This is a genomic window from Acinetobacter sp. ASP199 (assembly GCF_022700675.1).
Taxonomy (GTDB): domain Bacteria; phylum Pseudomonadota; class Gammaproteobacteria; order Pseudomonadales; family Moraxellaceae; genus Acinetobacter.
Map to the genome: position 1 here is coordinate 2,524,304 of NZ_CP062182.1, position 15,171 is coordinate 2,539,474.

Below are 15,171 nucleotides of genomic sequence, written 5' to 3' on the forward strand. Positions count from 1 at the left end.
AGGTGCGGCTATTGTATGAAAATTTGCATTTCCCTGCACCCATTTAACCAGTCTTTTTCAGAAAACCGATTAAAACTCATGCAGCATTGTCCAAAAAATAAAAATCATCATGTCTGTCAGTAGTTTATTAATAAACTGTTCACCTTTATTCCAGTATTTCTCAGGTCAATCTCAAGTTTACAAACTCTCATTTCTTAGCATTTTATAGCCTATCTATTTGAATATTTTTAATATACAAATTTACCCTTAAAAAAAGTCCGTTTCATTTCATCTTGCGAAAAACTTTGATGAAATTTTAACTGAAGATTTAAAGCGTGCTAATATGCGGAGCATAAGGAAAACACTGCTTGAATCATGTCAAATATCAATAAAAAGCTGTTTAAACGCCTACACTTAAATCATGCCTACGGTCAGTTGATTGCACTGATCTTTGTGCCAATTACAATCTTGGCTTGTGTAGGTGCAGCGCTGGTTTTGACAGAAACCTCCAATGCAGCCCGTGCCCAGCAAAAACAGATGGCAATTGCCATTCTGACTCGTTTTCAGGCCACTTCTGAATCTGCGCTAGATATTGTCAATTATTCCCCCTGGCAGTATGAGCAGGCACGCAATGCCATGCAAAATATGCTCAATGAAAAGCATCTGCTACGTGCTGCAATTGTGGATCTTCAAGGCAGAAACCGCTTGGGTATTGGCTATCAGGACCAGGCACCTTGGCCAAAGTTCAAGCAGGAAGCGACTTTTATTGGCCCGATTGTAAATCAGAATAATCACATTTTCGCGGTTCGAATTAATGACAATACCGGCAATCCAGGCTGGCTTGCGATTGAGCTGGACAATCAGCCCTTAGAAATCGCCCGCTACCGCGTGATGATCGTATTGATTGCCACAGGCCTGTTGACCTTGTTGCTACTTTTACTGTGTCTGAATTTCTACTCGCGCCGCTGGATTGCGCCGATGTATGAGATCCGCATGCAGTTACAACGTCTGAATGCGGATACTTTGGATCAGCATATGGTCATTAACAGTACCGGTGAACTGCGCCTGTTACAGCGTGATATTGCCAATGTGGTCAAACGGCTACATTTCAGTTTCCTGGAGCTGCGTGAACACACCGAACAGACCGAAGATGACTTACGTCGTACCCTCGACACCCTTGAAGTGCAGAATATCACCTATCGTCAAGCACGTGACCAGGCGATTTCTGCCAACCAGGCCAAATCAGTATTTTTAGCCAATATTTCACATGAATTACGCACCCCACTCAACAGTATTGATGGCTTTATTCATTTGCTGCTGCGTCAAGGCAATTTAAGCAATGAGCAGAGTCTGTATTTACAAACCATTCGCAAATCCTCGGCACATCTACTGGCCCTGATCAATGACGTTCTGGATTTCTCCAAGATTGATGCCGGTAAACTAGAACTCGAAACGGCGCTATTTGATCTTGAGGAAGCAATTTTTGATGTGATGGACATGCTTTCGCCATTAGCTGCACAAAAGCATATTGATATGGCTTTCTACTATGCCGACAACGTTCCAAAATTCGTTAACGGTGATGCACTGCGCTTTAAGCAGATTCTAACCAACCTGATTTCCAATGCGATCAAGTTTACGCCAGACGGTGAAATCATCGTACGGGTGCGGATGGAACACGATGATATCGGCCAATGCCTGCTGCATTTCAGCGTACAGGATAGTGGTATCGGTCTCAGCGGCACTGACCGCAAAAAACTGTTTGAATCCTTCTCACAAGGTGATACTTCAGTCACCCGTCAGTTTGGTGGTACCGGATTGGGGCTGGCGATTTCCAAACAGCTGGTCAGTCTGATGCATGGTCAGATCGGCTTTGAAGATAATCAGGAAAGAGCCCCAACTGAAAAAGGATCAACCTTCTGGTTTACTGCCCAATTCCTGGTAGATGAAGATGATGTGATTGAGCATCCGGACTTTAGTAATCTGACTGTGGTCTCTTATCTGGCACATCCAGCAACAGCGAATGTACTGCGTCATTATCTGGAAAACTATAACGTGAAGCATATTGAGTGTGCTTCAATTCTGGATCTGTTTAGCCGTCTGAATCATCTAAAAACTACGACTGAAAATACCTGGCTGATCGTCGATCATAGCGGTGACAGTCAGGCCCTGCTGCAAGAAATTCGTGCGCGTTATCATGGCAATCTGGCAGTTTATGGCTATCAGATGCAGCTTGATCCAAACATGCTGAATGAACACCGTGCCCGTGCTCTCTATCAGCCCCTTAGCCGTAGTGCACTGATTCAACTCCTGAATAACCAGCCAATATTCGACCAAGAAGTTCATGAAGACTTTAATGGTCAAGGGTTACATATATTGGCGGTAGATGACCATTTACCGAACCTGATTGTACTTGAAGCGCTACTTGGTGAACTGAATGTCACCACAACCAAGGCGACTAGCGGTCAGGAAGCAATTGATATTATCCAGAAACGTCATGAAGAAGGCTTAAGCGCATTTGATCTGGTGTTTATGGATATTCAGATGCCAGTGATGTCTGGCATGGATACGACCCGTGCCATCCGCTCCCTGGAATCGACCTTTGAAAATCATCGACGTTTACCAATTATTGCTCTGACAGCACATGCCCTGTCTGACGAAAAGCAGAAATTGCTACAGGGTGGTATGGATGACTATGTTACCAAGCCCATTCAGATTGAACAGATCATCCAGATTCTGACCCAATGGACCACGGAAAACTTCCGCAAGGCCCCAATGCTGGAACGTGCCAATGTCATTGAGGCTCTGGATAGCAATATTCTGGACTGGCAGCAAAGCCTGCAACTGGCCGCCAATAAAGAAGACCTGGCCGTAGATCTGCTCCGAATGCTGGTCGACAGTTTTGAAACTGAACTCAGCGAAATAGAACAGCTGATTGAGCTGGAAGATTTTCCACAACTGGAACATGTACTGCACCGGCTCTACGGCGCGACCCGTTATGTCGGTACGCCGAACCTGCAACAGCTGACTGGCAGTTTTGAACAGTTTGTCTCTACCCTACGTAAAGAACGCCGCAAAGCTGATGAAGCATTCGTCCAGGAAGTAATGAAACGCCTCGATGAGCTTAGGGCTGGGATTGATCAGGTAGAACAGGCTGCACAACAGGTGCTGAACAAGCATATGAGCTAATGCGCGAGTTAAGGACAATCACAAAGCGTGACTTAAGTGTCATGCACCTGATCTAACGCGCATGCTATGCTCAAGGCAATAAAAATGAAGGGTTTAGCCATGTCACTGGTTCGTTTAGAAAAAAATAATGGAATTGCCACGGTGAGTTTAAACCGTCCGGACAAACGCAATGCCATGAGCTTTGCGCTATTGCGTGAACTTGTGGTGACAGCCAACAAGATCAAAAAGGATAAAAGTATCCGCTGTGTCATCCTGACAGGTGAAGCACAGGTCTTTAGTGCCGGGATTGATCTCGCTGATTTAAATAATCCAAAAAATCGTGCCTATGCTGCATGGGAACTATTACGTCCAGGCCAAAGTCTGTTCCAGAAAGCCTTTTTAATCTGGCAAGAATTACCGGTTCCCGTGATTGCGGCTCTGGAAGGCTATTGTTTTGGTGCAGGTATGCAACTGGCTCTAGCCGCAGATATTCGGATTGCTCATCCAGAGACTAAAATGTCGATTATGGAAAGCCGTTGGGGCCTCGTACCAGATATGGGTCTGAGTCGCTCGCTAAAAGGCTTAATCAGTTTGGATCTCGCCAAAGAACTGACACTGACCGCCCGTATTTTTGATGGTAATTATGCCAAGCAGATCGGCTTGATTACTCATGTAGATGAGCAGCCTTTAGCAAAAGCACAGGCCTTGGCTGAAGAAATGCTACAACGTTCTCCAGATGCTTTAATGGCGTCTAAATATGTGCTGGATGCCATGGAACATCGACCAAACAAATCCTTACGTATGGAAAAAATCTGGCAGTTAAAGTTACTCCTTGGTAAAAACAGCCAGTTGGCACGCAAGAAAGACAAGAATCCAGAAGTGCAGTTCCAGCCTCGCCAGTATTCATAAGATCATAATCTCAGTAGATATCGGATAGCAGCATGCAGTTTGATCAAACCACTAAAATCGCATTTCTTGGCATGGGCCTGATGGGTAGCCGTATGGCAAGCCGACTGATTCAGGCAGGCTTTGAAGTCGCTGTCTGGAACCGTACTGCTTCTGCTGGTGAGGCATTGATTGCTCAAGGTGCACAATCGTTGCAGCTTGATCAGATTGCAGATTATCCGGTGGTTCTCATCTGTCTGGCGGACGATTCAGCAGTTAAGGCAGTGTATGAACAGATTGAGCCTTATCTGGTTGCACAACAGGTGATTGTGGATTTCTCCAGTTTATCTGTGCAGCAGACCTTAGAACTGGCACAACGGGCGCAGGCCAAGCAGGTGATCTGGATTGATTCTCCTGTTTCTGGCGGGACTGCTGGCGCTGAACAAGGCAGTCTCGTGGTCTTTGCCGGCGGTAATGAACAGACTATTTCTGCTTTAACTGCAATTTACCAAGTCCTCTCTCAACGTGTGACCCGTATGGGTGATTCAGGTACAGGACAAGCGACAAAGATCTGTAACCAGTTAATTGTCGCGGCAAACAGTACGCTGATTGCCGAAGCTGTGGCACTGGCTGGACGTGCTGGAGTAGATACCACCCTGCTCGCCCCAGCACTGGCAGGCGGTTTCGCCGATTCAAAACCATTCCAGATTCTGGCACCGCGTATGGCCACCCAGACCTTTGAACCGGTGCAATGGAAAGTTCAGACGCTGTCTAAAGACCTCAATAATGCTGTACAGCTTGCAGCAGCACATGACCTGAATATTCCGGTTGCTTCTCAAGCTTTATCTCAGCTCAAGGCTCATCAAGCAGAGGGCTACAGCGAAGCAGATCTGGCGACTGTCATTCAACACATTCAATAACTCATTTTCACGTTTATTTCTAATTTAGTGCAAGGATCCTCAGATGCTAAAACTCGCAGTCAATCTTTCCATGATTTTTACGGAAGTCCCGCTGCTGGAGCGTTTTGCCCTTGCCCGTGAGCATGGTTTTGATCATGTCGAAATCCAGTTTCCCTATGAACTGAGTATCGAGCAGATTCAGGCACAGTTGACAGAGCATCAGCTGAGTTTATGCCTGATCAATGTCCCGGCAGGTGACCTGATGCAGGGCGGTCATGGCTTGGCGGGCATTCCGGGCAAGGAAATTGAATTTCATCAAGCGATGCAACAAGCGATTGCATATGCGACCGCACTAAAAGTACCGAGCGTCAATATTCTGGCAGGTAAACAGCCAATGGATAGCGACCTGTTACCTTGCCTGAATACATTGGCAGATAATCTGAAAATGGCCTGCTCAATGTTGGCAGATCATGGTATTCAGCCAGTCTTTGAGATGATCAATGGCACCGACATGCCACGCTTCCTGGTGCAAAATGTAGCTCAAGCGCAGGAGATGCTGGAAGCAGTCAAACATCCAGCCTTAAAAATGCAATATGACTGTTACCATATGGCGATGATGGGTGAAGATGTGTTTGCAGCTTTAAAAGAGAATATTGACACAATTGGTCACATTCAATTTGCAGACTGCCCGGGCCGACATGAACCTGGTACAGCTATTATCAATTATGTCGAGATTTTTCAATGGTTAGAAAACAGCCAATATCAAGGCTATGTGGCAGCAGAATATCGCCCGATGAAGCATTCAGCAGAGTCTTTTGGCTGGAAGAGCCGCTATTTTGCAGATTGATTACAAACCGAACAATGCGCTGATTTGAAATTTCGGGGCAAAACCGCTATATTAGATCATGCATAATTGTTAGGAAATTATATCCCCCATGAATTTAGAACCATCGCCCAGCGCTTCTAATTCTCACGATCTTACTATGAATTCAAACTTACAGACTGTACAAGACTGCTTGAAAGTTGTGCATGCTGCACTTGAAGATGTAAAGGCCAAAGAAGTTGTTGTGCTTGATGTCAGCGGTATGAGCAATGTTGCTGATGCCATGGTCATCGCCAGCGGTACCTCTACCCGTCACATCAAATCTCTTGCCAACAATGTTGTTGAAGAAGCACGTAAAGCTGGCTTCCGTCCACTCGGTATCGAAGGCGAACGTGATGCTGAATGGATTCTCCTGGACCTCGGATATGTAGTGGTTCACTGCATGCTTCCTACTGCGCGTAAATTCTATGACCTAGAAAGCCTGTGGAGCAATGCCCCTACAGATTCAGTGGCATAAAAACAGATTCTTAAAAAAGCGGCTCATTGAGGTCGCTTTTTTATTGGCTCGAAATCAACTTTACCCCTAAAAGAATTAAAGCAGTTGCTGTAGATTCGCTTCTGGATATTTTTGTTTGATCAAATTTTTGGCCTGAGCATAGACCTGATCACTACGTTGTGGGCCGTAGAAGTCACAAAATACCTGATATAGACTGGTAATGGCTTTTGCATAGAATTTTGAAGATACATAGCTCAGCAAATCCATACTCTTCTGCAATTTCTGACTGCTTTCCTGGAACAGAAGCTGATCCCTAACCAATTGCTGTCCCAGTTCCATACAAAAGCCTTTCTGGTCTTGTAGCTGGACGTAAGCAAGAACTGACTCTGCAAACTCTATATAGGCATGGTATTGTGCCATCTGATTAAGAGGTACTGCTTGTGTATCTTCAGACTGGGTCCATTGACTTTTTTCCAGAATGGTCAGCTCATGCAGTACCTGTTTAAGCATATGTTTACGGTTCTGTTTAAGCTCTTCTGTAGTACAAATCTCACTGAGAAAGCGATTCAGTACAAAAGCAGGCTGCTCGCTATATTCCTGTTCCCAATATCCTACGATCTGTTCAAGGTGAGGTCCTTGAAAATAATGCTGTAGCCCACGCTGAATCGCTTGGCGACGCTGTTCTAGATTGAGCACTTCTGCATTCATATTGTACCCTCCTATTCATTAATGGCGTTTGGTAATGTGATCAGTATCGAAAGTTACATCTCGCTGGAATTCGGGATAAGACAATTCAGCATGCTCGGTATAGTCCAGACCACGTTGCTCGTGCTGGGCACTGACACGCAAACCACCTAAAATAATATGCAGCACCTTGAACACAATAAATGCCACGCCAAAGCCCCAAGCAAATCCGGCACCAACACCTAGCGCCTGAACAGCAATAATGCTGCTATCGAACATTTTAGTTTCATAAAAGATACCAGCGGCCAAAGTTCCCCATGCTCCACAAAAGCCATGTACAGTGACGGCATCCACCACATCATCAATACGCATTTTTTCGAGTAGTGCTGGCAATACACTAACCAGCAACCCTGCTACCAGTCCGGTTATAACAGCAAACATTGGACTCATTGTGGCGCAACCCGCGGTAATCCCAACCAACCCGCCTAAAGAAGCATTAATCGTAGTCCTTATTAAAATGGCTTTACGTCGTACCAGGGCAAACAGCATATAGGCCACTGCCGCCGCACACGCTGCGAGATGGGTATTTAAAGCAATCCGCCCAATGCTGACATCCGCATTAACTGTGGAAGCGGCATTGAAGCCAAACCAGGCTAACCACAAAATAAAACCACCTAAGGCAATTAAAGGCAGATTATGGCCGGGTAAATAGTGCACTTGGCCATTGCGGCCAAAACGTCCTATACGTGGACCCAATACAATAATGCCCGCCAAAGCAACCCAGCCACCAATCGAATGCACTACAGTTGAACCAGCAAAATCAATAAAGCCCATGGCTTTGAGCCAGCCTTCACCCTCAAATAAACTCCCCCATGCCCAACTGCCAAAAACTGGGTAAATTAAGCCACTCACAAAAGCGGCACTCACCACATAGGCGACAAAATGAATACGCTCTGCCATGGCACCACTGGCAATGGTGGTTGCTGTTGCGGCAAACATCATTTGGAAGAAGAGTAAATTCCAGCTCCAGCTATCTAAACTATCCGGTGCAAAATGTGAGCTACCAAACCACCCGGTATGATTAATCCCGAACATAAGCCCAAAACCTATCAGCCAGAAAACCAGTCCTCCAAGACAGGCATCCATGTAATTTTTCATTAAAACATTCACACTATTTTTACTTCTGACTGAGCCGCTCTCAATCAGTGCAAAACCTGCCTGCATGAAGAACACCAGAATACCGCCCATTACCACCCAGACACTGTCCAGAGATATTCGGATTTCCTGGATATTTTTTACCATTTCTGCTGGTTCAGCCGCATAGGCAGGTAAACTCAGTAGCCCCAGTAAAACCCCTAAATATTTTATTTTTGTCATGCTATTCCCCTTAATTCTTAATGAGGGAATAGCAAGAACAATGCCATACACTTTGTGATTTTTAAAATTACCGATAATGATAATGTACTGATAATTAAATCTAACTTTTATCAATAAACTATTGCTCATTCACATGATGAATAGGGTTCTTTCATAAATCATTTGTGAAACACTGCAAAGGAAATTCCCTCTCCTTACAGGAGAGGGTTAGGGAGAGGTTTTTTCTAAGAAACACCCCTCATCCTAACCTTCTCCCAGGGGGAGAAGGAACTTTCAATATCCATTTAAATATGAATATAGCGATCATTTTTTGATTTATGAAAGAGATCTTATATTTATTGATAATCAAATATCAGGTGATTCCGGCGCACAAAAAAGACCAAAACAAAAAACCACCCGAAGGTGGTTTTTATTTTTAATCTCTTTTAATCCATCCCGACCTTCCTTTTGCAAAGGAGGGCTAAGAGAAGATTTTAGGAATTAGTGACCCGTACCATTAATGGCTTTAGTCATATCTTCCACAACTTTCTTGGCATCACCGAAGATCATCATGGTCTTGTCGTTATAGAACAAGTCATTGTCCAGACCAGCATAACCTGTTGCCATAGAACGCTTGATCACCAGGATTGTACGTGCTTTGTGTGCTTCCAGAATTGGCATACCATAAATTGGTGAGCTTGGATCATCTTTCGCAGCCGGGTTAACCACGTCATTCGCACCAATCACCAGTACCACATCTGTTGCCGGGAAGTCAGAGTTGATCTCGTCCATTTCCAGAATGTCTTCATATGGCACGTCAGCTTCAGCCAGCAATACGTTCATATGACCAGGCATACGACCTGCAACGGGGTGAATCGCGAAACGTACAGTTACGCCCTGCTCTTTTAACAGGTTCGCCAACTCTTTCACCGCATTCTGTGCACGACCTTGCGCCATACCATAACCTGGCACAATCACGACGCTGTCTGCATTTGACATCAGGAAGCCGGCATCATCTGCCGAACCTGAACGGTGGTTACGCTGTACCTGTTCACCAGCACCCGCTGTCGCAGTTGCTGCACCACCCATTGCACCACCAAACAGTACGTTGATGATCGAACGGTTCATCGCCTTACACATGATGTAAGACAGAATTGCACCTGAAGAACCAACCAGCGAACCAGCAACGATCAGCATGTTGTTTTCTAAGGTAAAACCAATACCTGCAGCTGCCCAACCAGAGAACGAGTTCAGAAGCGATACCACAACTGGCATATCACCACCACCGACTGGTGCAATCCATACCCAACCAAATACTAGCGCCAGACCGGTCATTGCCCAGAATGATGTCATGTTACCGGTCAAGAAGAAGTGGATACCAAAACCAATCATTGCAATAAAGATCAATGCCTGAACTGGTTTTACCCATGCGCCAGAAATGGTTTTTGCCCATTTTTTCGCAGCCAGTTTACCGTAAGCAAATACAGACGCTGTGAAGGTAATTGCACCAACGAAACAGCCCACGAACAATTCAAACAAATGCACTTTGCTCATTTCATGGAAAGTTACGCCATTTACAGCTAAAAGGTCTGGACCTAATTCGATTAACTTGTTGTTATGGATAATCGCAGCAATAGCAATCAGAACTGCGGATAAACCTACCAGAGAGTGCATCAATGCGACGGTTTCAGGCATCTGTGTCATTGGAACGGTTTTGGCACGGGCAATACCCACGATCGCACCAAGCACCATTGCACCAAGAATCATCCAGATCACTGGATTTTCTGCGACAAAGAACGTCGTCAGTACAGCAATCGCCATGGCAAGCATACCGTAACGGTTACCAGCAATTGCAGTCTTAGGACCAGACAAACCACGTAAAGTTAAGATAAAAAGAATGGCACCAATCAAATAGAACCAATTTGCATATTCACGAATGAATTCCATTAATTAGCCCTCTTTTTTCTTTTGTTTTGGTTTAAACATTTCTAGCATACGCGCAGTCACGGCAAAGCCACCGAAAATATTAATGCTTGCCAGGAATACTGCTATCGCGCCCAGTACACTCACTACGTTAATGGTCTGGAAGTCCACACTGCCTTCAACACCAACCATTGGTAAACCCACAGTCTGAATCATCGCACCGACGATAATGATCGAAGAAAGTGCATTGGTTACTGCCATCAGTGGCGTATGCAAAGCTGGGGTAACGCCCCACACCACGTAGTAACCTACAAAGATGGCAAGGACAAAAATCGTAATAGTTTCAACCATGAGTACTCTCCTTAACCACGCTTTAACAGCACTTGGCCGCCGTGAGTGACGAGTAGGGCTTTTTGAATTTCTTCTTCTGGATTAATCGCAAAATTCTTTTCGCTATCAAACAAAGTTTCAACGAAGTTCAAAACGTTACGTGCATACAGTGCAGATGCTTCTGTTGACAAAGTCGAAGGGATATTTGGAATACCCAGAATCTTCACACCATTTTCAGTCACAACGGTTTCACCGCATTTTGAGCCTTCTACGTTACCGCCAGTTTCAACTGCCATATCTAAAATGACTGAACCTGGTTTCATTTTGGCAACGGTCTCGGCACGGATTAAGCGTGGCGCATCACGACCTGGCAACAATGCAGTCGTGATCACGATGTCCGCATTGGAAACTGCTTTATCAACGATGATCGCCTGATCCTTGATGTACTGTTCGCCTGGCATCCAGCCATAACCATTTTTAGCCGCATCAGCTGCTTTTTGTTGTTCTTCTTCAGACATTGGTACGTCTAACCATTTACCGCCCAAAGATTCAACCTGGTCTTTTGCTGTAGGACGCAAGTCGGTTGCTTCAACAACCGCACCTAGACGTTTTGCAGTTGCAATCGCTTGCAGACCAGCAACACCTACACCCATGATCACGACACGAGCCGGTTTCACCGTTCCTGCAGCAGTCATCAGCATCGGGAACATACGTTGGTATTCTGCTGCAGCAAGAAGCACTGCTTTATAACCAGACAGGTTCGCCTGAGAAGACAGAACATCCATGTTTTGCGCACGGGACAAAGTACGTGGCAAAAGTTCCAATGCAAATGCAGACACATTCTGTGCCGCGAAATGGTCAAGCTCGGTATTGCGGTATGGGTCAAACATCGCCACAACCGTAGCATTCGCAGGTAATTTTTGAATTTCTTCACCCTTCGGTGCACGAACTTTCAAAATCATCTGACTACCGGTGTAAGCATCATCCGTAATTTTTGCACCAACCTGTTCATAAGCACTATCGATATAGGCAGCTTTCACCCCTGCACCACGTTCGATAATTACGCTATGACCAGCGCTGATCAATTTCTTTACTGTCTCAGGTGTCGCAGCGACACGATGTTCACCGACGACAGTTTCGGCTGGAATTCCGATTTGCATGAGCGTCCCTCAAGCTAATTTTTCTTAAGTAAACATCGCAAAAACGATGTTTCCCCTCAGGATGTGTTTTTGTTGAATTTTTGGATTCTAATCAAACTATTCCAAAATACTACCCAATATTTATTTAATAAATAGCCATATTTTGAACTGACAATTCATAAAATTTAATTACTCATCGTTCATTTATTGATTAAAGGAAAATTTTCAAAGTGCTGCTTTATTCATCAATCTAGTTTTTAAGAAGTCATGTCGATGCAGTCTGGGCACTCTTCGAGAAGATGATTTTTTATACATTTTGTTACATTGATTTTTCTGACATAAAAGCTGCGCCATTTTTGATACACCTTTATAGATTAAGTGAACTTCAGAACAGCTGACAGCACGCAATCGCGCACACCCACCGTATTAAATTGACCATTCTGACAATTTTAAGAAGATGATGAGAACCCAGATTCATACAGTTGTTCAAGAATTTGAAGACTTCTAACTACTTGGATAATGGACTAGGTTGAATGAGAGAGAGTAGCTATTTTGACCAAGGATGATCAGCTTCTGATTGAGACAGCATATGTCTAAATTTGATCATTTATCGTTAAAAAAAATTATCTGAATCATTTTTTATATTAATATTGTTTCTCAGTATTGAATTATTTGCACCTTTTTTGTGCAATTCTTCTTATATCTTCACTCATATCTTTCAGAATCCCTTACTCAATAATGTTTATATTCATTAAAAGCCTGTGTTTTCAGTCGCTCGCAGTATGTTTAAAAGAAAGTTGATCTTATTTAGTGCTCTTTAAATGAATATTTCAAAAAAAAACTAAAGTAAAGGTCAATGAAATGCTTGCATGTCTATACTGTTCTTAGCCTATCCTGATACTTGGATTTGGCTTATAGTGCCGCATTATTCAGACCTCTAAGATCCCTATAAAATAGCAAGGAATCAGACTCCGCTTATGAACACTTCTCTTGATATCAGTCAAAATAAACCATTACTGTGGCTGATGGCAATTGCATGTGGTCTGTGTGCTGGAGCAAATTATTATTGCCAGCCTCTAATTTCATCGATTCAGCAGTACTACCAGGTTCCTGAATCGCAAGTCGCCCTGACGGTGACCTTTGCCCAGGTATCTTATGCGCTGGGCCTGCTGTTCATCGTGCCATTGGGTGACATGCTGAATAAGACCAAGCTGATTCCTGCCTTAATGTGGGGGGCCGCGCTAGGATTGATGATCTGTGCGACTGCAGTCAATTTACCCATGCTCTGGCTAGGGACGATTATTGCCGGCCTGTTTTCAGTCGCTGCCCAGGTGCTCATCCCTTTAGCCGCTATGACTGTCAAGCCGGAAAAAACTGGTGAAGTTGTTGGCTTTCTGATGAGTGGTTTATTGGTGGGAATTCTGCTGTCGACCAGTATTGCCGGGTTACTCTCTGACTTATTTCACTGGAAAGTCATCTATGCACTTAGTTCGGTTTCGATGCTGATTCTGGGAATCTATTTACGTGGTCAGCTACCAACCCTGCCAAGACTCCGCATTAGCTACGCCAGAATTTTCCACTCTATGGGCAATCTGTTGGCTCAAGAACCACGACTGGTCTTTCGTTCTCTGACCGGTGCTTTTGCCTTTGCTGCGATGAGTATTCTGTTCTCTACCATTGCCCTGTTATTGACACAGTCCCCCTTTAACCTGGCAGATGTTATGGTGGGACTGGTCACTTTAGTGGGAGTCTTTGGCGCATTATCCACCCAGGTGATTGGTAAATGGGCAGACCGAGGTTATATCAAACTGCTAAGCTGGATTGGCTGTTCCATTCTGGCAGGAAGCTGGCTGTTTCTCTATTTTGGTGGTACATCCTTGATGAGCTATATTGCAGGTTATGCGCTCATTAATCTAGGACTGGCGATTACCCATAGCTGTAACCAGAATGTGATTTTCCGCCTGCGTCCAGATGCCAAATCCCGGATTAACTCCATTTATATGACCTTGTATTTTATTGGAGGTGCCTGTGGCTCTGCAGCTGGCGTATATGCATGGCATCACGGTGGCTGGAACATGAGCTGCCTGACAGGACTGTTTTTTGCGCTGGCTGCCACCTGCTTTGCCCTGATTGATCAGTTTTATCATGCTCATGTAAAAGCCAGCTAATCATCATTTAAGTCACTTGAACCACTGGATAGTAAACTTTGCCGGAATCCATCACCACCCCATGTTCCAGCAATATATAGATAAAGGCATTTAACAAGGCAGAAAACAGGCTGCAACTTTCCTGCATCTGCTTGCGACTGAGGGCACTGGCATAACTCACCCCACCCTGCAGGATTTGTTGTCTTAAAGTAGTGAAACGCTTAAAAACCTCTAGCAGAATCTTCGATATATCCTGCTGTTCCAGTGCTTCCTGAAGCTCTATTTTCTGCTGGTTTAGCATTTCACGACAGTCGCTTTGGCTGATCTTATTGTGTTGATAATCCCAAAAGTGCTGAGTGAGATATTGATTATCCAGAAGTGCATGCAACGTAACATCATAGCGCCCCAATAACATTCGAGAAATTCTTTTCTCATGATCCTTGCTAAGGATGAGATGTAGAAATTGCGGTAATGCCTGCTGATCTAGACTATCTTCATTTTCCTGTGCATAAAGAGCATTCAGGCTAATCCACAGACTCAGAAACTGAAAATCATAATCGGTCTGTAACTCTACCGCTTTTCTCAACCAGCTTAGGCTACGTTGAATACGCAGATTCAAATATTCAGAATGCTGGGCTTTTGTGGTTTTATAAATCTCTTCCAGTAACATCATTATTTTTCTCCTTTTTTATCCTGTTTTCTTCATCTTAAACTCTTTTACTGTTTAGTAAACTACTCCTTGGTCTTTGCATCTATTTGAATGATTTAAATACTTTTCACTTTTCTAAAAGGCTTTCTTGCAGTGCTGTTCCTCAGCCATGAAGCCTGATTATTTTTATGCTAATATTGCGCCCTCTTTTACTGGCCGAATCACTCATCTGCCGGTGAGCGCCCAAAGATCTAACGGCGTGCTGTCTCTTCCATTTCTAAATTAAGGCGTGATTTTGAATGACTGATCTCAAGACCATTGAACAACAACTTCAACCACGAATCAGTGTTGCGCCGATGATGGATTGGACACCATAAAATAAATAAATATTAAAATACAAAAACTTAAATTTAATTAAAAATAATAAGGTGTAAAAATGGTGTAAAAAATCGCTTATTATAAGAAAGTTAGTAGAGTACAAATAAAAGAAAACTAGGTTGGGAAATAATAGCGAAAGTCCTACAAGCCACGACTTCTTTAGCTAATTGATCTTTAAAAATAGGTTAAATCTTCAATATCTACACATTTCAAAATGTGTAGCAAAGACAGGGAATTTATAACTTAAAATTGTCGCAACTGAAGCAGATTTAGATGTCTTGTCTTATCTAAATTAATTTTGTAAGTTCTATGCAATAA

At 43.9% G+C, this 15,171-nt stretch carries 12 protein-coding genes; 6 read left to right on the plus strand and 6 right to left on the minus strand.

The features are described 5' to 3' along the window. Positions 1-354 precede the first annotated feature (354 nt). The 5 genes from IHE35_RS12025 (at position 355) to rsfS (ending at position 6,268) form a co-directional block, all read left to right on the plus strand. A complete protein-coding gene (locus tag IHE35_RS12025) occupies positions 355-3,165 on the plus strand; it encodes an ATP-binding protein (protein WP_242787781.1) in 2,811 nt (936 codons plus the stop codon). A gap of 99 nt (positions 3,166-3,264) precedes the next feature. Next, positions 3,265-4,053: a crotonase/enoyl-CoA hydratase family protein gene (locus IHE35_RS12030; protein ID WP_242787783.1), complete on the plus strand. Its 789-nt coding sequence runs from the start codon at positions 3,265-3,267 to the stop codon at positions 4,051-4,053. A gap of 32 nt (positions 4,054-4,085) precedes the next feature. Continuing rightward, entirely contained in the window at positions 4,086-4,949 is an 864-nt protein-coding gene (locus IHE35_RS12035) for an NAD(P)-dependent oxidoreductase (protein WP_242787785.1), read from the plus strand. A 43-nt stretch (positions 4,950-4,992) separates the two neighbouring features. Beyond that, entirely contained in the window at positions 4,993-5,775 is a 783-nt protein-coding gene (locus IHE35_RS12040; protein WP_242787787.1) for a TIM barrel protein, read from the plus strand. Between the two features lie 88 nt (positions 5,776-5,863). Next, entirely contained in the window at positions 5,864-6,268 is a 405-nt protein-coding gene (gene rsfS / locus IHE35_RS12045; protein ID WP_242787789.1) for a ribosome silencing factor, read from the plus strand. A 75-nt stretch (positions 6,269-6,343) separates the two neighbouring features. Here rsfS and IHE35_RS12050 read toward each other — a convergent pair whose 3' ends face one another. The 5 genes from IHE35_RS12050 to IHE35_RS12070 form a co-directional block, all read right to left on the minus strand. Beyond that, positions 6,344-6,955, minus strand: a complete 612-nt coding sequence (locus IHE35_RS12050) for a hypothetical protein (protein WP_242787791.1) — start codon at positions 6,953-6,955, stop codon at positions 6,344-6,346. Between the two features lie 18 nt (positions 6,956-6,973). After that, positions 6,974-8,308 (minus strand): ammonium transporter, encoded by a 1,335-nt coding sequence (locus tag IHE35_RS12055; RefSeq protein ID WP_242787793.1) that lies wholly within the window; start codon positions 8,306-8,308, stop codon positions 6,974-6,976. 480 nt (positions 8,309-8,788) lie between these two features. Next, positions 8,789-10,234, minus strand: coding sequence for an NAD(P)(+) transhydrogenase (Re/Si-specific) subunit beta (locus IHE35_RS12060; protein ID WP_242787795.1), 1,446 nt, complete (start codon positions 10,232-10,234; stop codon positions 8,789-8,791). Between the two features lie 3 nt (positions 10,235-10,237). After that, complete coding sequence (locus IHE35_RS12065; protein WP_004783638.1) at positions 10,238-10,561, minus strand: proton-translocating transhydrogenase family protein; 324 nt, start codon at positions 10,559-10,561, stop codon at positions 10,238-10,240. An 11-nt stretch (positions 10,562-10,572) separates the two neighbouring features. After that, complete coding sequence (locus tag IHE35_RS12070) at positions 10,573-11,700, minus strand: Re/Si-specific NAD(P)(+) transhydrogenase subunit alpha (protein WP_242787797.1); 1,128 nt, start codon at positions 11,698-11,700, stop codon at positions 10,573-10,575. Positions 11,701-12,656: 956 nt separating this feature from the next. Here IHE35_RS12070 and IHE35_RS12075 point away from each other — a divergent pair. Beyond that, on the plus strand, positions 12,657-13,847 hold the full coding sequence (locus IHE35_RS12075) for an MFS transporter (protein WP_242787798.1): 1,191 nt from the start codon (positions 12,657-12,659) through the stop codon (positions 13,845-13,847). Between the two features lie 7 nt (positions 13,848-13,854). Here the strand turns inward: IHE35_RS12075 and IHE35_RS12080 are convergent, their stop codons facing one another. Beyond that, positions 13,855-14,499 (minus strand): hypothetical protein, encoded by a 645-nt coding sequence (locus tag IHE35_RS12080; RefSeq protein WP_242787800.1) that lies wholly within the window; start codon positions 14,497-14,499, stop codon positions 13,855-13,857. Positions 14,500-15,171 lie beyond the last annotated feature (672 nt).